Annotated in this window: 23 protein-coding genes and 1 riboswitch; of the genes, 5 read left to right on the top strand and 18 right to left on the bottom strand. The window is 41.9% G+C overall.

Going from position 1 to position 20216, the window contains the following annotated elements:
• Positions 1 to 7: 7 nt before the first annotated feature.
• Complete coding sequence (gene wrbA / locus NCCP2331_RS07245; protein WP_153722814.1) at positions 8 to 631, bottom strand: NAD(P)H:quinone oxidoreductase; 624 nt, start codon at positions 629 to 631, stop codon at positions 8 to 10.
• A 141-nt stretch (positions 632 to 772) separates the two neighbouring features.
• Here wrbA and NCCP2331_RS07240 point away from each other — a divergent pair, with 141 nt between their 5' ends.
• Entirely contained in the window at positions 773 to 1141 is a 369-nt protein-coding gene (locus NCCP2331_RS07240) for a YuzC family spore coat inner layer protein (RefSeq protein ID WP_251669642.1), read from the top strand.
• A 168-nt stretch (positions 1142 to 1309) separates the two neighbouring features.
• Here the strand turns inward: NCCP2331_RS07240 and NCCP2331_RS07235 are convergent, their stop codons facing one another.
• From NCCP2331_RS07235 to NCCP2331_RS07225, 3 genes are all read right to left on the bottom strand, one after another.
• Positions 1310 to 1723, bottom strand: a complete 414-nt coding sequence (locus NCCP2331_RS07235; protein WP_251669640.1) for an RpnC/YadD family protein — start codon at positions 1721 to 1723, stop codon at positions 1310 to 1312.
• Positions 1666 to 2253: an RpnC/YadD family protein gene (locus NCCP2331_RS07230; protein WP_251669639.1), complete on the bottom strand. Its 588-nt coding sequence runs from the start codon at positions 2251 to 2253 to the stop codon at positions 1666 to 1668. The genes NCCP2331_RS07235 and NCCP2331_RS07230 overlap by 58 nt, the downstream gene beginning before the upstream one ends.
• A 173-nt stretch (positions 2254 to 2426) precedes the next feature.
• Complete coding sequence (locus NCCP2331_RS07225; protein ID WP_251669637.1) at positions 2427 to 3329, bottom strand: LysR family transcriptional regulator; 903 nt, start codon at positions 3327 to 3329, stop codon at positions 2427 to 2429.
• A 122-nt stretch (positions 3330 to 3451) separates the two neighbouring features.
• Here NCCP2331_RS07225 and NCCP2331_RS07220 point away from each other — a divergent pair, with 122 nt between their 5' ends.
• The 3 genes from NCCP2331_RS07220 (at position 3452) to NCCP2331_RS07210 (ending at position 6063) form a co-directional block, all read left to right on the top strand.
• On the top strand, positions 3452 to 4156 hold the full coding sequence (locus NCCP2331_RS07220) for a YczE/YyaS/YitT family protein (protein WP_251669635.1): 705 nt from the start codon (positions 3452 to 3454) through the stop codon (positions 4154 to 4156).
• A 61-nt stretch (positions 4157 to 4217) separates the two neighbouring features.
• Positions 4218 to 4318, top strand: a riboswitch (purine riboswitch).
• A gap of 110 nt (positions 4319 to 4428) precedes the next feature.
• Complete coding sequence (locus NCCP2331_RS07215; protein ID WP_153722809.1) at positions 4429 to 5502, top strand: NCS2 family permease; 1074 nt, start codon at positions 4429 to 4431, stop codon at positions 5500 to 5502.
• A 15-nt stretch (positions 5503 to 5517) separates the two neighbouring features.
• Positions 5518 to 6063: a phosphoribosyltransferase family protein gene (locus NCCP2331_RS07210; RefSeq protein WP_251669633.1), complete on the top strand. Its 546-nt coding sequence runs from the start codon at positions 5518 to 5520 to the stop codon at positions 6061 to 6063.
• Positions 6064 to 6498: 435 nt separating this feature from the next.
• Here NCCP2331_RS07210 and NCCP2331_RS07205 read toward each other — a convergent pair whose 3' ends face one another.
• The 13 genes from NCCP2331_RS07205 to garR all read right to left on the bottom strand — a co-directional run bounded on the left by NCCP2331_RS07205 (position 6499) and on the right by garR (position 18762).
• Positions 6499 to 7086: a LysE family transporter gene (locus tag NCCP2331_RS07205; RefSeq protein ID WP_153722807.1), complete on the bottom strand. Its 588-nt coding sequence runs from the start codon at positions 7084 to 7086 to the stop codon at positions 6499 to 6501.
• A gap of 137 nt (positions 7087 to 7223) precedes the next feature.
• Positions 7224 to 8129, bottom strand: coding sequence for a LysR family transcriptional regulator (locus NCCP2331_RS07200; RefSeq protein WP_153722806.1), 906 nt, complete (start codon positions 8127 to 8129; stop codon positions 7224 to 7226).
• A 176-nt stretch (positions 8130 to 8305) separates the two neighbouring features.
• Entirely contained in the window at positions 8306 to 8761 is a 456-nt protein-coding gene (locus NCCP2331_RS07195; protein ID WP_153722819.1) for an SRPBCC family protein, read from the bottom strand.
• Positions 8762 to 8945: 184 nt separating this feature from the next.
• The gene (locus NCCP2331_RS07190) at positions 8946 to 9134 is read right to left on the bottom strand and encodes a DUF6440 family protein (protein ID WP_153722805.1); all 189 of its coding nucleotides are present in this window, start codon (positions 9132 to 9134) and stop codon (positions 8946 to 8948) included.
• A gap of 23 nt (positions 9135 to 9157) precedes the next feature.
• Entirely contained in the window at positions 9158 to 9943 is a 786-nt protein-coding gene (locus NCCP2331_RS07185) for an ASCH domain-containing protein (RefSeq protein WP_153722804.1), read from the bottom strand.
• Positions 9944 to 9967: 24 nt separating this feature from the next.
• Positions 9968 to 10813 carry a metallophosphoesterase gene (locus NCCP2331_RS07180; RefSeq protein ID WP_376776807.1) on the bottom strand — a complete coding sequence of 282 codons (846 nt, stop codon included), beginning with the start codon at positions 10811 to 10813 and terminating at the stop codon, positions 9968 to 9970.
• 7 nt (positions 10814 to 10820) lie between these two features.
• Positions 10821 to 11576 carry a hypothetical protein gene (locus tag NCCP2331_RS07175; RefSeq protein ID WP_153722802.1) on the bottom strand — a complete coding sequence of 252 codons (756 nt, stop codon included), beginning with the start codon at positions 11574 to 11576 and terminating at the stop codon, positions 10821 to 10823.
• Entirely contained in the window at positions 11573 to 12298 is a 726-nt protein-coding gene (locus NCCP2331_RS07170; protein ID WP_228551102.1) for a hypothetical protein, read from the bottom strand. Before NCCP2331_RS07170 ends, NCCP2331_RS07175 begins: the two co-directional genes overlap by 4 nt.
• Before the next feature lie 255 nt (positions 12299 to 12553).
• Complete coding sequence (locus tag NCCP2331_RS07165) at positions 12554 to 12784, bottom strand: hypothetical protein (RefSeq protein ID WP_153722800.1); 231 nt, start codon at positions 12782 to 12784, stop codon at positions 12554 to 12556.
• Positions 12785 to 12946: 162 nt separating this feature from the next.
• On the bottom strand, positions 12947 to 14734 hold the full coding sequence (gene glmS, locus NCCP2331_RS07160) for a glutamine--fructose-6-phosphate transaminase (isomerizing) (RefSeq protein ID WP_251669631.1): 1788 nt from the start codon (positions 14732 to 14734) through the stop codon (positions 12947 to 12949).
• Between the two features lie 358 nt (positions 14735 to 15092).
• Complete coding sequence (locus NCCP2331_RS07155) at positions 15093 to 16442, bottom strand: GntP family permease (RefSeq protein ID WP_251669629.1); 1350 nt, start codon at positions 16440 to 16442, stop codon at positions 15093 to 15095.
• Between the two features lie 9 nt (positions 16443 to 16451).
• Positions 16452 to 17867 carry a four-carbon acid sugar kinase family protein gene (locus NCCP2331_RS07150; RefSeq protein WP_251669627.1) on the bottom strand — a complete coding sequence of 472 codons (1416 nt, stop codon included), beginning with the start codon at positions 17865 to 17867 and terminating at the stop codon, positions 16452 to 16454.
• A 1-nt stretch (position 17868) separates the two neighbouring features.
• Positions 17869 to 18762 (bottom strand): 2-hydroxy-3-oxopropionate reductase, encoded by an 894-nt coding sequence (gene garR / locus NCCP2331_RS07145; protein WP_251669625.1) that lies wholly within the window; start codon positions 18760 to 18762, stop codon positions 17869 to 17871.
• A 152-nt stretch (positions 18763 to 18914) separates the two neighbouring features.
• Here garR and NCCP2331_RS07140 point away from each other — a divergent pair, with 152 nt between their 5' ends.
• A complete protein-coding gene (locus NCCP2331_RS07140; RefSeq protein ID WP_251669618.1) occupies positions 18915 to 19526 on the top strand; it encodes a GntR family transcriptional regulator in 612 nt (203 codons plus the stop codon).
• Between the two features lie 130 nt (positions 19527 to 19656).
• On the opposite strand, the gene NCCP2331_RS07135 is transcribed toward NCCP2331_RS07140, so the two are convergent.
• On the bottom strand, positions 19657 to 20193 hold the full coding sequence (locus NCCP2331_RS07135; protein ID WP_153722794.1) for an acyl-CoA thioesterase: 537 nt from the start codon (positions 20191 to 20193) through the stop codon (positions 19657 to 19659).
• Between the last annotated feature and the right edge of the window lie 23 nt (positions 20194 to 20216).

Here is a 20216-nt window from a genome sequence, read left to right as displayed (position 1 = left end):
TAGAGTTTTACTCATTCCAACGACTGTGGCCCTGCTTAATCCAGGAAGAAATCGTGACGGTTCGTGCACCCTGATATCTGACTGCATCTTCCACTTTTTCAATCATGTGATTTTCTGTGTCCACTGTCACACTTGCACCATACGGATTCCCGCCCGCTTCAAAAAGTGAAGGGTCTGAATATCCTGGCGCTGCAATAATTGCGCCCCAGTGCATCATCGTTGTATAGATTGCTTTAATCGTTGATTCCTGTCCGCCGTGAGGGTTATCTGCTGAAGACATTGCACTCACGACTTTATTAACCAATTTGCCTTTAGACCATATACCGCCGGTCATATCTAAAAACTGCTTCATCTGTGAAGGTACGTTACCGAATCTGGACGGCATACTGAATATAATTGCATCCGCCCATACCAGATCTTCCACTTTTGCAACAGGCACATCTTTCGTCGCTTCTACATGTGCCTTCCACGCTGGATTGGAATCGATTGCTTCTTCAGTTGCCAACTCTTCAACACGCAATACTTTAACTGCCGCGCCAGCTTGCCGGCCGCTTTCCGCTGCCCATTTCGCCATTTGATAATTCGTACCGGTCGCACTGTAATAAATTACCGCTAAATTCACACCAGCCATTGTTATATCACTCCTACAATACTTATCTACTGCTTATAGATACCCATTTATCGTCGATAACTAACATGCTGGCTATCTAACATGTATGAAGAGAAAATTACATAACATATGGGAATGAGTTCTTGAAAAGGAGGCTTAACAATGTACCGTCATCCTTATTTTCATCACCTTTTCTATCCTTTATGGGCGTCCATTCCCGCACAAGCTGTAAATGATACGGGACATTATCCACCCATTGATACGAGAAGGTTTCAATCTTCTGCCAATGAATTTCATCAGCTTCTAAAACAATCGGAATTATTGCTCACCCAGATTCAGCAGTCACCAGAATTCGCAAAAGAGTTAATGGAGGCTGCTCAGCAATCCGATCAAGCGAAAGTGGATCAACTGGTCGCGTCTGTTGATGAAACAATTACTGTTGAATCTCATTACACACCTGACGGGATTCAATTGAAATATACGGACAGGAAGGGTGTGTGCTGTGTGTTGACGGTTGGACTTGGCTGGTGAAATAACGAGGGAGGAAATTTCCAATTACTAGTAAAAGTTAAGTTTGCATATTATAGAATACGTAAAAGCTAGAGCACTATTTGTAAGCGCTCTAGCTTTGTCTATATATTGAAACAAAAATTTACTGGTTGCCATACTTACTTTATCTCAAATGTTGGCGGTTCTTTTTTACTGCAATTCGCTTTGTAATGCTTCAACTTCCTTTTTCGATAGCTGAGTAGCAGCGATAATCGCCTCTAACGCTAATTTTTGCTTCAGCAAATTGCGAGCAATACTTTTTCGCGCTTCCAGTATACCTTCTTCTCTGCCTTGTATCCTCTCCAAATCAAAGGCATTATAAATTGTGGGCGAGGCGTTGTCCTTGTTATATAGTTCCATAAGTTTTTTCTCCTCTCCAAGTAGCGGGTAAATAGATTGGAATAGCTGTTGCTCGAGTTCTTTCGGAAGCTTCAGCAAATAATCGACAAAATGCAAGACGGCCTGTACTGACAGGCGAGAATAGCTTTGGTTGCGAATTAATTCTCTCATAAGCTGGCTTTTAAAAACATAACGCTTCTGTTCTTCATTATCTGTTTTATGCAAGTATTTTGCCGCCAAAATAATTTTACTGAACAAGCTATCGGAATGACGCAGCATATCGTCATCATAATCAAATACTTTACAAATAGTATACTCATAATTAAGCGTTGTGCCAAAAAATCATATTGAAAACTTTTCGGATAATTATTTTCATAAGGAGAAGTCATAATAGCCAAGGCCGCAATCTTCTTTTCATATCGATCAAAAATGCGATAGAAGTATTGGAACATACGTTTAGAAAAATCTTCTTCATTCACGCCTTGCACTTCAATATGAATAAGAATCCATTGTTCTCCTCCCTCTATGAGATATACTTTCACCAATTGGTCTGCTGATCGACGACCTTTTTTCCTGTCTGCAACTTCTTGAAACAATTCTTGTTGAAGAAAATCCGGTTTTTTAGTAAACTCTACTTGCTCATACAAGTCTGGAGCAAAAAAAAGTAAAAAGTCTTCGAATAACTCACCAATAACTTTCTTCCAAAGACCATCTTGATCCACTGTGCGTTCAGCATAATCAGATGGTTTTTCCATGATATATAAGGCACCCATTTACGCATCTGCACCTCCCTCATATTGTTGAATCATTTACAAAAACAACATTATCTTATTATTCAATCAATTCTAACACAAAGGAACATATGTTTCAATCATTAAAAAACTTTTATAACATCGATATTACGATGCTACAAAAGCCAACAATCAGTTTAATTTCTTTGTCCTTTATCTTCAAATAATGAATCCACCAATTCCCAGAATTGCGAAGCGGCTTTTGAAACCCTTTCCTCTTTTGTTTTGATCAAAACGGGCTCCACACGGAAATCAAACTGTTTTAATTCATAAATTTTCACTTGTTCCATTGGCACCGCATACGCTACTCTCGGAATAATGGACAGACCCAGCCCCTTACTTACCATTGCAATTACGGTCGTCAAATCCTTACTTTCAAGCACGATCTCAGGTGTCACATCCTCTGCGTCAAAGGCCCTTAGAATGTTCTCATAATACGAATGCCCTTCCATTGCGCCAAGCATAATAAATGGATGGTTCCCGATCTCCTTAAATGTCACTTGATCGGATGAGAACACATTTCCCCACTCGCGCGGACTGACTACTACATATTCCTGTTTTTCCAATGCCTTCACAAAATAGTCTTCACTGTGGTCTAAACGAAGCAATAGGGCAATTTCAATTTCTTTTCGATTCAGTTTTCTCAGCAGTTCTTCTGAATTACCCTTCTCAATACTGATTTTAACATTCGGAAATTTCTCCCGGTACATGCTGACATAGTCAACGAGCAAGCTCAAACAAGCCGACGACACGCCAATCTTAAGAGTACCGGCACTGCCTTGTTCAATTTCTTCGATTTGCTGCTTAATATCTTCCATAGTGGACAGCAGTCTTTCTGCATATTGAAAGAGCACTTCTCCAGTTTCAGTGAGCTCCCATTTTTGACGGTAGCGGTGAATTAATACAGTCCCCAGTTCCGTCTCCATTTTCTTCAATTGCTGACTGAGAGGCGGCTGCGCTATGTGAAGAACTTCTGCAGCTTTTGAAATACTTTCCTGATTTACGATTTCCCTAAAATAATGAAGCTGTCTAATATCCATGGTCATCACTCCATCATATCTTATTCATATGTCGTTACTATTTATTATATATTATTCATATCATTGTTTCCATGATAAAATGAGTCTATAGAGTTTACGAAAGCAGAGGTTTTATCCCATTTATGAAAATTATCACAAAGCGAGTTACTTTATATGTAGCAGGGCTATTTTTATTATCTTTAGGCGTCAGTTTCTCCATTCAGGCAAGCCTCGGCGTATCTCCTGTATCTTCACTGGCTTATGCCATCTCTTTATCAGCAGGACTCTCCATTGGTATCACTACAGTATTGGCAAATATCCTATTTATCATCTTTCAGGTTATCCTAAATAAACGAATCGAGTTACGGGAGTTCGGAGTACAATTACTCATTGTATTTTTATTTGGTTTTTTTATGGACGCAACATTAGCTCTCGTCCAGATAATCCCTGCGCCTGAAACTCTTTTGGCGCGACTGGCTTTTTTGGGAATCAGTTTCTATATCATTTCGGCAGGTTTGCTGTTCTACTTCTCAGCGAAACTGACGCTGATGCCTTACGATGCACTGACATATGTTATCAGCGACCGTTTCAAAATGAAATTCAGTAAAGCGAAAATCAGCAGCGATTTGCTGAATGTTGTCATTGCAGGCGTCGTCTGCTTAATTTTCATTCGATCGTTTGGTTCCATTGGGATCGGTACGATAGCTGCAGCATATTTTATCGGAAAAATTCTCGGAAGATTGATGCCGCGTTTTCAAGAGCCGCTGCAAAAATGGATCTTTCTTGATAAGAAGGACCTGACAGCAGAAGAAAAAGAAGGATTCGAGCCTATCAAGATAGACTCTTGATTTTTAAATTCACATTTTCTTCACTTGTGCGAAGACGTGCAGTATGCTATTTTTATAGTCGAAAACAATATTCCATTACCCCTGTATAATCCCGATAATCTGGTTCGGGAGTCTCTACGGAACAACCTTAATTGTTCTACTATGGCTGGTACATTTCTTTTATTTACATGGGGGCATTCCAATTTATTTGGGATGCCCCTATCTTATTTTAGTTGTGGATCTTGTCTACTTTGTTGTTTCCGTATACGGCGGCGTAGGAAAAGGAGAACAAGATGGATATTTGGAAAGATATATTGGCAGCACTGAGCGGAGTATTGAATGCTTTGCCGCAAGGTCTGCTGGCACTGACATTCGGCTTTGCGTCCATACCTACAGCGCTTGCGTTTATGGTCGGAGCTTTCGGAAATGCAGCTACAAGCAATGTAGCAGTAATTTCCTACCAAGCAGAAACCATCACATTGGCTGGTACGATGGGGAAAAATATGAGAGAGCGCCTCTCCATGATTTTTTTCGGGGCTGCCATTCTATTTCTGATCGGACTCTTCGGTATTTTGGAATCCGTCATTGATTGGATTGGGCCTGTCATTACGACAGGTATGATGGCAGGAGTGGGACTGATGCTGTCTAAAGTAGCCTGGGATATGGCAAAAGCAGATCGTATTGTAGGTCTGACTTCCATGTTTAGCGCATTGATCGTCTATTTTGCAACGAAGGATTTAGTCTACACGATTACTGCATCCGTTATCTTATCGAGTATCGTCTACGCATTTATGAAGACAAAGAATCGTGCAATTACGGAGCGTCCTGCAGTGAAAGAAGGATTTCATTTACAAAAATTGCTAGTTAATCCCGCAGTTATACGCGGAGCACTTGCAATGGTTTGCTTGAATATCGGGGCGAATATTGCATTTGGTAAAATTAATGGAGAAATCGCCGGAGCAGATGTTAACGTTGACGTCATCACGATGATCAGCAGTTTAGCGGATATGGTATCCTCCCTGTTTGGCGGTGCTCCCGTTGAGATCGTCATTTCCGCTACAGCCAGCGCCCCGCATGCCGTCTGGTCGGGCATCTTGATGATGGTATTGATGGCCATCGTTTTAGTTACAGGGCTGCTGCCTAAAATTGGAAAGTTTGTACCGAGCGCTTCAATTGCCGGTTTTTTATTCGTACTCGGTGCGATTGTCACTTTACCGGGAAATGCGATTATGGCTTTGACTGGTGAAGGCGCTGAAAATGGCATCGTCGGCGGCATTACGATGGTCGTCACTGCTATTACGGATCCGTTTCTCGGCATGCTGTCCGGAATCATTGTACAATTTCTAATGAATCTGTTTGGATTTTAATGGAGGATGAATGAATTGAAAACATATATACTTGAAGTGGCTTCGTTAACAAGAGAACTTCCGATCATACCGATTTCCGATTCACTGAGCATCGCGAGCTTTGTTCTTCTGGGCGATACAGAGATGGTATGTATGGCAGCGCCTGAACTGGCAAAAAAGTTACCAGCCGTTGATGTACTCATTACAGCGGAAGCAAAAGGGATTCCCTTTGTCCATGAGTTATCCAAACATCTGAGCATGCCCCGCTATATCGTGGCCAGGAAATCTGTTAAAGCCTACATGGAAGACCCGCTGATTACTAAAGTGAATTCCATCACCACGCAAAAAGAACAGTTTCTTTGCCTTGACCGACTCGACGCGGAATTCATTAAAGGAAAACGCGTCGCATTGATTGACGACGTAATCAGCTCAGGTGAATCCCTGCGCGCCCTTGCAGAACTCGTGGATAGTGCGGGTGCTAATATCGTGGCAAAAGCTGCTATTTTAGCAGAAGGCGATGCTGCCGACCGTGAAGATATTATCTTCCTTGAGAAGCTGCCGTTATTTCCAATTGAAAAGTAAGCAGTTGAAGTTAGCCTGATTGAAGAACAGAGTTCGGTTGACGGGAAAAAACTGCTGGCATCCCGTGAAATAACAAGCAATTCAGCATGTTATTCAGAAAACGGATTGAAAACAAAAAAAGACAGAAAAACGCGCAGACTTTTGAGCCTGTGCGTTTTTATTTGTCCTATTTCCAAATAAAAAATTTGCAGTATTTGTTTTACAAATGACTGTGATTACATTTACTTATCAGAACTATTTCCACATAGTTTAAGCAATCCGAACTGTAAAGAGTTCGATTGGCCGTATCTCTTTATTCCTAAAACCGGCCCGATTACGGAAGACCCAATTTCAAGATAGTCTTGTTCCAATTTTAATGTTCTTTCACTTATTGTCCTCATTAATTTAAAGACTTCAACAAATATGTGTCAATCCCGTTTAGATTAACGCAACCCGTCACAGTAATAAAAGTGCAACCGCACATTGCAAAAGTAATAACGCCAATATAATATTTATTACTCGATAATGTTTGAAATATGTCTTTTGTAATAACCCGCCGAAAAATATCCAAGTCAGGGTAGCAATCGTACCTACTGTCGCAATAATCATTTCAAAGAATAAAAGCGTCCCCAGTGATGAGTAATAAGGTGTAATATATCCTGTTAATGCGGTAATTCCAAATAAAAATATTTTTACATTAACAATTTGCAGGACAAAGCCAATCCAAAAAGAGGGCTGTTTGTCAGACTTTTTATTGTCAGGCTTACTGATTGCAACCCCATAGGCAAGCCATAAAATATAAATAACTCCCGCATATGTAAGTACTTTCATAATTGGATTTATTAAGTTGTCTAATCCAAAAATAAAGAAGGCACATAACGCTTGTACAAAAAAATAACCGACAAAGATCCCGAAGTATAAAGGCTTTCCTTTTTTCCATCCATAATTCGTCATCGTATTTAATGCCAGAATATTACCCGGACCCGGTGTAAAAGCATTTATTAGTGCGTAGATAACAAATGAAAACAATACTTGAATTCCCATACAACATTCACTCTCCAATATAAATCATCAACATCCATAATTATAAGGGAGTTTCGCTGATATAGCATAATACTTAAAAGCCATATCCTGATATAACTAAAAGTTATAGCAAACTGAATGGGAAAACAAATTTTCATTTATAATTCCTGTTCAACCTTTTTTAATGCGTCCACATATATTTCACCAAGTCGCGATAACGTGACATCTCTATGCTGTATTATTCCTACACGTATAAGTTCATCTACATTAAGGGGAACAGCAATAATATCATCCCCATGAAGATACTTAGGAAAAACTCCCGAAGAAATGGTGTAACCGTCGAGACCAATCATAAAATTTACAATAGCTGCCCTATCACTTACTTTGATGCTTTTCTTCACACTTCTTGTACTTAAAATTTCTTCTGAAAAGTAAAAGGAATTGTATTCTCCTTGTTCAAAAGAAAGGCATGGGTATTCATCTAACTCATCCAAATTAATCGATTCTTTGTTGGACAATGAATGTCTTTTACTTATAAATACATATGGTTTTGCAGTAAATAGTTCTGAAAAGGTTAAGTTTCTTTCTTTTAACAGTTTTAATAATACAGATTCATTATAATTACTTAAATAGATTATTCCTAACTCACTTCGTAGATTTTTCACATCTTCAATAATTTCATAAGTTTTCGATTCTCGAAGTATAAACTCATATTCAGAAGCCCCAAATTCTTTTACAAGTTCCACAAAAGCATTGGCTGCAAAAGTATAATGCTGGGTTGAAACACAAAAGTGCTGCTTAGCTGGTTCTTCACTTAAATATTTTTCTTCAAGCATATTAAACTGTTGTAATACCTGTCTGGCATAACCTAGAAATTCCGAACCTTTATTAGTAACAGTAACTCCTCTATTCGTTCGAATGAATAGAGGAATTTTAATTTCCTTTTCTAATTCATTAATCGCTTTCGATAATCTTGGTTGGGAGATGTATAAACTTTTTGCCGCTTCATTTATCGATCCCTTACTCGCTACTTCCAATACATACTTTAATTGTTGTAAATTCAAACTGAACGCCACCTTTTCAAAGCACTTTCAAAATTACGCTAAAACAGAAAAAATGAATCTATATTTACATCGTTTCAGCAGTAATTTGAACACTTTTTCCACCTCAAAAAAACTCCAGTAATTTCACTCAATTACAGCATAGAACCTATTCCTTTTCACGCTCGTAATTGAACAAACTAATTAGCGCTCTCCGCAATTCTTGTCAATTCTTTACCACGGGAGATTATAAAGTCTCTCATATACTTTTCCAAAAATAACTTATCTGCGATAAATCCAATTGGTCCAAATGGAGACTTGTAATCAAATATATCAATCATTACTGTCCCGTCTTTCTTTTCCTCAAATTGATGGGTATGTGTAAAGCATTTAAAAGCACCTTTTACCATAACATCAACAAAAACTGTGTGTTTTTCCATATGAATGACTTTTGCTGTTAACCTTTGTTTAATACCAAAGTGAGTAGCTTCCCACGTGACGATATCTCCCTTTTCTAGCAGCCCTTTCGTAACTCCGCCAATTGCTTTTTCTTTAGTTTCAGCAGTAGTTTCCATATGTACATCTACGTTTCTTGCAAGGTCAAAACATAATTCTATTGGGGCGTGGATAAATTGCTTATGCTTAATAACAGGCATATGATTTACCATGCGCCTTACCAAGATCATTCCATTCCGCCACGCCATGTCCGATCTGCCCTATAGCAGCCATACTATACAGCCTCCCTAATTTCTGCCGTGAATACTATCGGCTGCGCTACATTTTGTATAAATGAAGCGATGCCGGTCTCCCTTAAAATGAACCGGCATCCGTCTTTCCTACTCACAATTTCGATTCTATATATTCATCGTCCAGCAATGGTTTCCCTTCCTGATCGACCAGGGCAGTCAGCCCGAGTCCATATCCTGCGCTGTGAGACATATATAGAACGCCGGTCTGATTATCCCTGATAACTTGAAACACTTCCAGCTTTCCTTGTTTTTCTACCACTTCAAACCGTTTGCCGTTCATTGCTTCACGCCCCTTCCACTAGACTAATTTTGATAAACCAATTTGAATCTCTCACAGACCACAGGAATATTGTCATGAAATTCCCCGTTGACACTTTTCAGTTCTCTTTCAAAGAAATCTTGATGGACTTCCCTCCAGTAACGCAATGAACAATCGCCTTCCCCTTCCGAATGCGCATGCTCCTCCGTCACTTCATCAAACGGAATCACTTCAACTGATGTCGTTACGACCACAGCGACTGCCTGTCCTTCCCCGTTCAGAATAATATTGTGCAGACCGACATGCGCCAGCGGCTCGTTTTCCAGTTCATACAACAGATAATTCGAAGCGGTGCCTGTCTTTTTACCTGTCAATACCAGCTCCGCCAGCTCATCTGCCATCTCTTTTGAATCTCCGAAAGCCCACGCTTCGTAACTCCCTGGTGCCTCGGGATTGCCAGCTTTGAATTTCTCCCACATTCGAACGACCGATTCATTGCTCAAATATTCCTGCCATGCAGTAATTCCGCCTTCCAGCAAGACCACATCATATTCTTTTTCAGAAAGGATGCTGGCACACTTTGCTGCTGAATTGCCGGTGGTACAGGTTATAATCAGCTCTTTATTCCGAGGCATTTCGGAAATATTATGTTCTGTCCCGTCTTCTATCTTGAAAATTTCTGTTTTAGGGATATTCATTCCTTTTATGCTTGATCCCGAAATGTGAAAATCATTATATTTTTCTGCAGCGCGCACATCCACCAGTACAAGCTCTTCTTGCGCATTCATTTTACTGTATAATTCTTCAGGCGTGATTCTGTTAATTGTCATTTTTAGTTCTCCCCGCTTTCAAATTCATCTATCTTCTTCTGTGGACAGCGTGACCGCCACAATCTCCGGCCGGTTGAATAACCGCATCGGGATAATACTGTTCCCAAGCCCTCTGCTGACCACCATCATGGTTTGATCCAATTCATGCTTTCCGGCCGTATACTCCGGCAATAAACCTTGATTTGGTGCAGCCAGTCCGCCGATAAAAGGAATTCTAACCTGTCCCCCATGTGCATGTCCGGCAAAAACTATATTGAAATCAGACTTTGCATAGAGAGAAAGCATCTCTGGACGATGAGACAGCAGAATAGTAAAGCTGTCTTTCTCCAGCCCGTCAATCGACTTCGCGATATCCGCTTCTGCCGTCTCTCTTTCTGCACGGCTTCCGTCATGGGCCGGGTCATCAATTCCAGCAATAAAAATTTTGTCATTTCCCTTTTCCAATACTTCATGCTCATTTCGTAAAATCTGCACCCCTATATCTTCCAATGAACTCTCCAGCGAACTGAACGCACCCGACCACCATTCATGGTTGCCTGATACATAATATACAGGTGCAGCGTCCGTCAATTCTTTCATTAAAATCAGGCTCGCCTCGTCCCCTGTTCTATTAGAATCAATAAGATCACCAGTATATACGATAACATCTGGCTGTAGCTTTTTAATTTTCCGCACCAGTCTCTGCTGATTTTCCCCGAAACTTTTATTGTGCAGATCAGACAGATGCACAATTTTGTATTGGTCAAAGCTTTCGGGAATATGGGAAGAACTGATTTCAGTTTGAGTTATTGTGATTGAATTATTTTGAAACCAAATGAAATATGCCAATACGGCAAGCACAGCGGCTGTATAGAGTACTTTTCTCTTCATCATCTCATCATTCCCTATCTGGCAGCTCCAGCTGATCTTCGCTGTAAATGAGCATGTAATCCACTGGATTGTTCCTGGCAGAATAGCTGGTATTATTCATTATACTCGTTGGAAACGCTTCGTTGCCTGAGCCATCTTTGGCGATCCAGCTAAAATAGACTTCCTGTTCCGGAAACATGTGATCAAAAAATAAGTTCGGCTTCCTCGCTCCACTGACATTAACATAGGCATCCAGAACTTTCACGCCACCGTCAGGCAATGGCATTAATCCATATGGCTGATCCTGAAGTAAAACAGTCCACTCCATTTGCACTCCTGGCTCATACGTTTCCTTTTCTTCAGACATCCAGTGGCTCCGATCCCTAAGCATATATAACTGAATTGCGCTCAGCTTTTCAGCAGGTGAGATGTTCCAAACAAAATGATAGCTGGAAGGATCTTGCGGTTCCACTTTCCACACTTTTGGCTCTCCGCCCAGATCGATATGCGCCACTTGCCATTTATGCTTTTTCCAAGTCCAATAACTCAAACCATACATTTGTTTTTCTGAAATGAAAGGTACGGCAACATGGCGGTCATCTGCATGAATCTTATCCTGAATGACTTCTACTGCAGCTTGCGGGAATATCTGGTTCATTTCATTGATCAATTGATTATCTTCCGGAAAAGCGGCAGGCTCTGCGAGATAAAACCAGTAAAATGAGCTGAGTGACACTACAAGCAGCAAGCCCATCGAAAACATCCATATTTTCTTTTTTGTCATCGGCGGTCTCCACCCGTAATGAATGATTCACTCGAACGGAAATACAGCTGACGTGCTGATGTGGTTACCAACATCCCTTTTCTGTCATCCTCTATAAAAATCATAGGCTGCATGCCGCTTCCCCGCTTCGGATGAGTGCCATTCAGAAAATAAGGAAATCGTTCGCTTCTTTTAGATGCTTCCGTCTCCAAATAGAACCTTGTATACCATTCGTCATTCATCACTTTTTCGCTCTTCATTACATCCAGTTGTTTCAAAAACTTCTCTGGCTGAAACTGCTGTCCCTCTTTAGCGGCAGGATGAATTGAAATCAGCGATGCACCCTCGGTCTCTGTTATATAAGTGGACAGTTGTTCCTTTGGATAAACCCATTGGTGGAAGGGAACAGAAAGCAGCGCCATTGCCAAAAAGATATAATTTGCCCAAAAACCGAGCCAGGCAAAACTCCTGTAACGCTCCCACTGGCCTTCCTTATTTTTCATAAAGAAGTATAAGATCCACAGACCTAACGGCAATATCGCCAGCTTCAGCGGCATATCAAACCAATTCATATCGATTGAAAATGAAAACAGGCCGGCAATCCAAACCAGAGGGACTGCCCACAGCCCCGGTTTAACGTTCTGCTTCATATAGATTCTAACAGCAATGAAAATGATAACAGTATAAGATAGGACGGACGCTATGAATTTAATCCAATTAAAACTGAAATCTGTTTCGATCATGTACACCTCTTCATTAAAATTATTAGAAAATGCTATTTCTCCTTATTATAGACTGTGAGTGTTCACGGCAACAACTAGAAATGAGATATTCTCCAATGATTAAGACTTCTTCATCTGGGATCATTCAATTTTAACTCACTAAAAATGGCCAAAACAAAAAGGCTGCTGACACAGCAACCTTTTTGTCTGATAAATGATATTTTGCACATAGTTTATTCTAATGTACATTCGGCAGTTTCGAGCAGCTAATAAAAATCACTTCCAAGAAACTTGTGATGGATGGCATTTAAACCAGCCGAGCCACTCTGACAAAGCACACCCTGCTTCGAATCCAGTTTGTCCACTTTTCCAATCACTGCCCAAGGAAGTTGATCCAATTCCTGAGCTCGCGGATGCTGCCTCCGCAGTATTTACAGTGGAGTTGGCGCCAATTGCCAAAACGCCAGCCATGAGCAATGCTGCTGCAAATCGACCTGTCTTCTTCAACTGAATCAATTCCCTTCTGTAGTACTGTTTGATTTATTAATTAAATATTTAATAAACCTTTTGTATTTATTCCCAGTAAGTAAACTTGTTAAACATTTCGTGATTTATCCAACTAAAAGACCAAATAATCGATCTCCATACATACACTCCGCTCTTATTCTCTCACTCCACTGTGACACTCTTCGCTAAATTCCTTGGCTGATCCACATCACACCCGCGCTGTAACGCGGCATAATAGCTGATCAACTGAAACGGAACCACAGCAACCAGCGGTGTCAGCAACTCATGGACATGAGGCAGCACGAAACGATCTCCTTCTTCTTGAATTCCTTCCATAGAAAAAATGCTTGTTTTGGCGCCTCTGGCCGTAACTTCTTTCACATTCCCCCGTATATTTGGACTGACATCATGCTGTGTTGCCAAAGCAAATACAGGCGTTCCTTCTTCAATTAAGGCAATCGTACCATGCTTCAATTCACCGCCTGCAAACCCTTCCGCTTGTATATAGGAGATTTCTTTCAATTTCAGCGCGCCTTCCAAGCTGACATAAAAATCAAGATTTCGACCGATGAAGAAAGCATTGCGTGTTTCTGTCAAGGTCTCTTCCACGATTTTCTCCATCTCTTCTTTTGAATCAAGTACAGTTTGAATCGCATTTGCAGCGATAGACAGTTCTTTCTTCAAATCAAAACTTTTCTCATTGCATACAAAGGCGCTGATCGCAAGAACCGCCACTTGTGCCGCATAGGCTTTTGTGGAAGCGACCGCAATTTCTGGACCCGCGTGCAGCAGTAAAGTGTAATCAGATTCCCTTGATAAAGTCGAGCCCTGCACATTCGTCATGGTAACCGTCGGATAGCCAAGCGCTTTTACTTTCACCAATACTTGTCGGCTGTCGGCTGTTTCACCGGATTGTGTGATGAATAAAAATAGTGGTTTCTTCGATAACAGCGGCATATTGTAGCCAAACTCACTGGAAATATGAACTTCTACGGGGATACCCGCAAGCTTCTCAAAGTATTGTTTACCGACTAATCCGGCATGATAGCTTGTCCCGGCTGCGATGATATAAAGCCGGTCAGACTCTTGAATAACCTGCAAAATCTTCGGATCGATCGCAAGTCTGCCACTTTCATTGGAATAAGCATCGACGATTTTACGAATAACTGTCGGCTGTTCGTCCATTTCTTTCAGCATATAATGCGGATACGTCCCTTTTTCCAAGTCACTTTGATCAAACTGCACTGTGTAAGGCGCGCGTTCAATCCGTTCTCCATCCAGTTTGCATATTTCTAACCCATCTTTTCGCAATAAAACGATCTCTTCATCATACAGTTCAATAAACTGATCCGTCACTTGCAGCATGGCCATCGCATCTGAGGCAACTACCCGGCAATCTGCTCCGACCCCGACTAATAATGGACTTCGATTTTTCGCAACGTACAATGTATCTGGATCCTGTTCATCCAGCATGGCAATCGCATAAGACCCATGAAGTAACGTTAACGCTTCGCGAAAAGCAGCTTCCGTTGAGGCTTTTTCATTGGATAACTTCTCAATCAGTTGCACAATCACTTCTGTATCCGTATCCGATGCCATCTTGACGCCCTGTAAAAAGTCACGCTGCACCTGAAGATAGTTTTCAATCACTCCGTTATGCACGAGTGTGAACCGCCCTGACTGACTTTGATGAGGATGTGAATTTTTGCGGTCAGGCACGCCGTGTGTTGCCCAGCGGGTATGGCCGATGCCGGCAGTTGACTGTACGTCCATATCTACTGCTTTCGAAAGATCTGCTATCCGGCCTTTCTCCTTAAAAACGATTGTGCCTTGGCCTGTCTGCAGCGCGATGCCTGCCGAGTCATATCCCCTGTACTCTAATTTCCTTAATCCTTCCAATAAAATAGCTGTTGCCTGCTGATCACCGATATATCCCGTAATTCCGCACATAAGATTCCCTCCAATTGAAAAACGTCAAAAACACTTCACCCTGGAAGTGTTTTTCCGCTTATTCGTATGTTTGCCTTCTTGATCCTTTGGTTATACAGTCTCCTGTATCTTTTAGGATTCAAGATTTCAATCGGGCAACAGCGATCGGGAGGCATCCGCCGAACATTTCGATACTCCTCCACCTCGTCTGCGAGAGATTGTGATTCTGATTTCTCCGGCTCTGGCGCTTTTATTTTTTTCCTCGTTTAACGTACATTTCGTTCCTCCTTCTGCACTTTGCTATCATACAGAAACATGTTTTTATTTGTCAATGCAAAAAAGCAAGCCGCTCAACAAAGAGTGACTTGCAATTCTTCTTTTATAATCCCGGTAAAAATCCGCTTAGTAAATCCAGCAGATACACCATGCCAAGCGCTGATAGTCCTGCGATAAATCCACCAATTGACCAGGCCTGAATCGTTTGTGGAATCGTTAGGCGTCCAAATTTATTGACAACCCAGAAACCAGAATCGTTTGGTAGTGATAACCCGATGGCGCCGGCACAAATGGCCAGCCCAAGCAAAATGGGAGAGACGCCGAGTTCTGCTGTCATGGGTCCGAGTATGGAAGACGTGGTGACAAGTGCAACAGTCGCTGATCCGAGTGAAGCACGTAAAATTTGAGAAAAAATGAATGCCAGGACAAGTACCGGAATACTCCAGCCCTGCATCGTCTCAATCAAATAATCGCCGATGCCGCTTTGATTGATGACCGCACCGAAAGCACCGCCTGCACCGGTAACGAGAATAATCATTCCTGCAGAATTGATTGCTTCATCATATAACGTATTGTACGGCACATGAATATATGGTTTCAGCACAATCAATGCAACAATCACACTGATTAAAAGTGCAACGTTCTTATCTCCAATGAAACCCAGAATTCTAGATGCCGTTCCCTCTTCCAGCCATAAATCTGTAACAGTGTTTAATAGAATCAAAATAATTGGAAGTCCCAGCATGAAAAATGACAGGCCTGTTGAGATTTCTTTTTGTCCTTCCACTTTCTCAGGAACCACAATATCCTCTTCCAGTTCTTCAGGCGTTGTTTTAATTCGTTTCCCAATGAATGTTCCATAAAAATAACCGCCGATCATTGTAGCAGGAATTGCACAGATTATGCCATAAAAAATAAACAGGCCGAGGTCTGCCCCTGTATTTTCTGCTACAACAAGCGGGCCCGGCGTCGGCGCAATCATACTGTGTGAAACGATCAGACCTACGCCGAGAGCTGTCACAAACGTTACAATAGATATCCCTGTGCGTCTGGCTAAACTTTTTACCAAGCCGCTCAAAATAACAAAAGCTGCATCGAAAAATACAGGAATGGAAACGGCGATTCCCGTTAAAGAAAGACCTGCTGCCGAACGTTTTATACCGAATACCCGCAGGACTGCTTCCGCAATTTTCTCAATCGCTCCCGAAACGCCTAAGAACTGACCAAAAATAACTCCCAGGCCAATCAAGATCCCGACACCGATCAGCGTGTTACCAAACCCTGTCGTAATGACGCCAGGTATATCCGCCAGCGGAAAACCAAGCACCAATGCCGTCACAAATGCTACGATAATTAACGTCACAAACGGCTCGATTTTCAATTTTAAAATCATGAAAAACAACGCTGCCAATGACAGCAGAAAAATAATAATGAGCATATTTCCTTCTACCATGCCGTCACCTCAATCCCTATTTAGTAAAATTTCCGCAACGTTGCGCAATGTATTCGACTCTCCAACGTTTCCGGGGAAAATAATATAGGGAATGCCTGGAAAACGGCTTTCTTCCCCTGTTTTCCATACAGGTATTCCTGGAGCAATCTGGCCCGCCACCTCAGCCTTTTTCACTGCCAGCCCTTTTGTTCCTACGTCACTTGACGTAATACCGCCTTTTGCCAGGACGAATGCAGGCTGAGGATCACAGTGTTGTACAAATTGAGTAACTGCTGCTGAAATTTTCACAGATAAAGCCAGCTCTTCTTCTTGCCTTCCTGCTCCTAAATCAATACGACTGCGCGAAGTGTAAACGCAAACTGTAATGCCTTCCGCAACCTTCTTATTGATTCGCTGCTGGACACGTTCTATCTCTTCATCAAACTGGCCGTTATCCACTACAAGCTGACAATTAAATTCAATAAAATCAATTGAATCCAATGCTTGCAGTTCTTTCAACTGATCTGTCGTCTTTTGTACATGTGATCCGATTAAGATTAAGCCGCCTGTTGCGGATTCTTGCTTCATAAGCTCTTCCGCTGTTAAGTAAGGACGGGAGGAAATGTCACCGATTACTTTTGTAAATGAGGCGGCAGTACGGAATAAAAAGTGCCTGCCGCGCTGCAGCACGCGAATCAGAGCAATAGTAAAGACTTTCAGATCTTCTTCACTCACTGCATTGACAACCATTTTTTCGAACTGTTCAAGACGCATTAATTTCTCTTCAATTGATGCGAAATCCAGTGCACGCAACTCTTCCAATGAAATCGACAGCACCGAATTTGCAGGGTACTCATTATTTGTTTTCTCCGCAATATAATCCTTCAGATTGCTTTTCGTAAAGCCGAACATCCGGTCTTTGGCAAATTCCGTCTCGCCTGCAGGTATATAGCGGCCTTCTTGCTTCACATAATGTACATCATCAATCGTTTCCCTGCCGCCTTCTTTAAAAAACGGTATTAAGATTTCTCCGTTCACTTCATATGCCCCTTGCTGCTCCAGAGTTTCTTTAAGAACTTCTGTTTCAAGAGGGAAATGTCCGCGGAGGGTAGAATCACTTCGGCTGATGAGCACAAAATCCTGATTCATTTCTTTAGAGACTGCTGCGATTCTTTCACCAATCTGCTTGTGAACTTTAGTCGTTTCTTCAACAGAGAATGCCCGTGAATTCGTTAAAAGGAAAACAAGCTGACGCGGCTCCTGAAACATCGCCTGTATAGTTTCCAAAGACCAATCCGTATAAACCGGTACACCGTAGACGGTCTGAACACCGGTCGGGTCATCATCAAGTACAATGATTTTCTGCTCAAATGAAGCACGTTCTATTTCCCATAGCCTCTGAAGCTTCCCATCATATGAAGGAAGTTGTTCAATACGCTTCTGCAATTCATTTCCCCCCTTGCGGTACTTCGAAGTTCGCTAATTTTTCGTAATACTGAATTAGTCCGACATGATCATCTGCCGCCTTGCCGTCTGTTTTCAAGGCATGGAACATTTCCAATACGTCTGTTGTCAGCGGCATCGGCACACCGATATCATGACCGGCTTTTACCACATTCGTCAGATCTTTCATGTTAATGTCAATTCGTCCGCCAGCCTGGAAATTCCGCTCCAGTATAAGCGGGATTTTTGCATCCAGCACCGTGCTGCCAGCCAGTCCCCCACGGATCGCTTCATACATTTTTTCAATATTAACGCCTGATTTCGAAGCGAGAACTACCGCTTCCGACATGGCTGCAATCGTTACATTCACTAAGATTTGATTGGCTAATTTTACAGTGGAGCCGCTGCCGTGACCTCCGACATGTGTGACATCTGCCGCCATTGATTGGAGAACAGGCAGCGCCTCATGCAGTGCGGACTCTTCCCCTCCGGCCATGATGGCCAATGTGCCGTCAATCGCTTTCGGCTCACCTCCGCTGACAGGTGCATCGATAAATCGCACATTGACTTCTTTTAGCTGATCCGCGCAATAGATGGAGTCTGAAGGTGAAACAGAACTCATATCAATGACGATAGCATTTGGCTTCAATACACCCGCTATACCGTTCTGTCCGAATAATACGTCACGTACAATCGCTGCATTCGGCAGCATCGTAATGACCACGTCACTTCCTTCGGCAGCCTCTTTTGGAGAAACCGCTTCCACAGCCCCTGCATTTTTTGCGGCTTTTCGTGCTTCTTCATTCAAATCGTATGCTTTTACTTCAAATCCTGCTTCTATTATATGTAAGACCATTGGACGGCCCATGATTCCTAACCCGACAAATCCTACTTTCATGTTGGCTCACTCCTCTTTTGTAATTACCAATGAACGTGTATATTATACAATAAGTTTTCTGACTTGTATACAATTACCCGATTAATGAATACGATTACACAATTGGAGGTATTCTCTTGTATACTGTTTATAAGAAACGGAGGAGACAGGCAATGGAAATAACTTCACGCAGTGCACAACTAATAGCTTACGAAACAATACGGGAGAAAATTATTACTGGTATGTACCCTGGAGGGATGAAATTAGTAGAAGTGCAGCTGGCTGAAGAGATCGGCGTAAGCCGCACCCCTGTTCGTGAAGCGATCCGCCGTTTGGAACAGGAGGGTTTAATAAAACGCAAGAAAGTAATTAAACCAAGTGAAAAAGACTTGCGCCATATGTTCCAGATGCGCACCCTGATTGAAAGTTATGCAGCAAAAATGGCGGCTTCCTATATGACCGGAGAACGTATTGCGGACTTGCGAAGTTCCATTCAACTTGCACAGACGAGTGAGACGGATGGTACCGTGAAGGCGAATAAAGAGTTTCACGATCTCATCGTTCAAGAATGTCGAAATCCCATCATGATAGATACCGTCGATAAAATGCAGGCAATCATTTATCTATTCAGTAAAACTGTCGTCATTCATGAGCGTCCCTTATTGATTGAAGAACATATCAAAATTTGCGATGCAATTGAACAGCGACAACCTGAATTAGCAAGTAAGTTAATGGAAGAACATTTAAAAGCTGACCTGGAATTCACTCTTACTATTGTAGAATGAAAAAAGATAGGTATCCTCCAAAAAGAAACAGAGAACATCCTATCTATCTTCAGTATGTACAGTCGCTTAACTTTTTATACACGCTGAATAAAAAAATCCCAGTCAACTATTTTACTGTTGACTGGGGTTTTTATGCATTCACCTGTACAGGTTCATGCCATGGATAATTATTCGTCAAAACGGTGGCCAAGTCTTTACTTTGCTGTTTTCTCATCTTACGGATTTCAGCGCGCTGCGGAGCCGTTTCGTGCAAATACTTTTCTTCTTCTGTCACTGGAATGACTTGCGGAACAGCCAGCGGCTTCTTATTCTCGTCCAGCGCAACAAAAGTCAGCAAAGAGGTGGCTGCGATTTTACAATCACCCGTCGCCAAGTCTTCTGCAATAACCTTCACAAAAATCTCCATTGAAGATTTCCCGGTCCACGTTACGTAGGATTCAAAGCAAACAGAATCAGAAGGACGGATCGGATGCAGAAAATCTACAGAATCCATTGAAGCTGTAACACAATCAGCCCGGCTGTGACGCGCCGCAGAAATAGATGCGATCTGGTCTATATCGCTCATTAAACGCCCGCCGAACAAAGTATTATGATTGTTGACGTCATTGGGGAAAATCCTGCTCGTTCTCACAACTCTTGATTCCCGGCATTGCTTTTCACGTTTCATTCTAAATGAAGCCTCCCTGGTTG

Source organism: Sporosarcina sp. NCCP-2331 (assembly GCF_023707945.1).
Lineage (GTDB): Bacteria > Bacillota > Bacilli > Bacillales_A > Planococcaceae > Sporosarcina > Sporosarcina cascadiensis.
Note: the sequence above shows the minus strand (reverse complement) of the source record. Positions and strands in the feature narration are given on the sequence as shown.

What these genes read in the sequence shown, in the direction of transcription:
- wrbA (WP_153722814.1), bottom strand. Translation starts at nt 631, where the DNA reads ATGGCTGGTGTGAATTTAGCGGTAATTTATTACAGTGCGACCGGTACG.
- NCCP2331_RS07240 (WP_251669642.1), top strand. Translation starts at nt 773, where the DNA reads ATGTACCGTCATCCTTATTTTCATCACCTTTTCTATCCTTTATGGGCG.
- NCCP2331_RS07230 (WP_251669639.1), bottom strand. Translation starts at nt 2,253, where the DNA reads ATGGAAAAACCATCTGATTATGCTGAACGCACAGTGGATCAAGATGGT.
- NCCP2331_RS07225 (WP_251669637.1), bottom strand. Translation starts at nt 3,329, where the DNA reads ATGGATATTAGACAGCTTCATTATTTTAGGGAAATCGTAAATCAGGAA.
- NCCP2331_RS07220 (WP_251669635.1), top strand. Translation starts at nt 3,452, where the DNA reads ATGAAAATTATCACAAAGCGAGTTACTTTATATGTAGCAGGGCTATTT.
- NCCP2331_RS07215 (WP_153722809.1), top strand. Translation starts at nt 4,429, where the DNA reads ATGGATATTTGGAAAGATATATTGGCAGCACTGAGCGGAGTATTGAAT.
- NCCP2331_RS07205 (WP_153722807.1), bottom strand. Translation starts at nt 7,086, where the DNA reads ATGGGAATTCAAGTATTGTTTTCATTTGTTATCTACGCACTAATAAAT.
- NCCP2331_RS07195 (WP_153722819.1), bottom strand. Translation starts at nt 8,761, where the DNA reads ATGCCTGTTATTAAGCATAAGCAATTTATCCACGCCCCAATAGAATTA.
- NCCP2331_RS07190 (WP_153722805.1), bottom strand. Translation starts at nt 9,134, where the DNA reads ATGAACGGCAAACGGTTTGAAGTGGTAGAAAAACAAGGAAAGCTGGAA.
- NCCP2331_RS07185 (WP_153722804.1), bottom strand. Translation starts at nt 9,943, where the DNA reads ATGACAATTAACAGAATCACGCCTGAAGAATTATACAGTAAAATGAAT.
- NCCP2331_RS07180 (WP_376776807.1), bottom strand. Translation starts at nt 10,813, where the DNA reads ATGAAGAGAAAAGTACTCTATACAGCCGCTGTGCTTGCCGTATTGGCA.
- NCCP2331_RS07175 (WP_153722802.1), bottom strand. Translation starts at nt 11,576, where the DNA reads ATGACAAAAAAGAAAATATGGATGTTTTCGATGGGCTTGCTGCTTGTA.
- NCCP2331_RS07170 (WP_228551102.1), bottom strand. Translation starts at nt 12,298, where the DNA reads ATGATCGAAACAGATTTCAGTTTTAATTGGATTAAATTCATAGCGTCC.
- glmS (WP_251669631.1), bottom strand. Translation starts at nt 14,734, where the DNA reads ATGTGCGGAATTACGGGATATATCGGTGATCAGCAGGCAACAGCTATT.
- NCCP2331_RS07155 (WP_251669629.1), bottom strand. Translation starts at nt 16,442, where the DNA reads ATGGTAGAAGGAAATATGCTCATTATTATTTTTCTGCTGTCATTGGCA.
- garR (WP_251669625.1), bottom strand. Translation starts at nt 18,762, where the DNA reads ATGAAAGTAGGATTTGTCGGGTTAGGAATCATGGGCCGTCCAATGGTC.
- NCCP2331_RS07140 (WP_251669618.1), top strand. Translation starts at nt 18,915, where the DNA reads ATGGAAATAACTTCACGCAGTGCACAACTAATAGCTTACGAAACAATA.
- NCCP2331_RS07135 (WP_153722794.1), bottom strand. Translation starts at nt 20,193, where the DNA reads ATGAAACGTGAAAAGCAATGCCGGGAATCAAGAGTTGTGAGAACGAGC.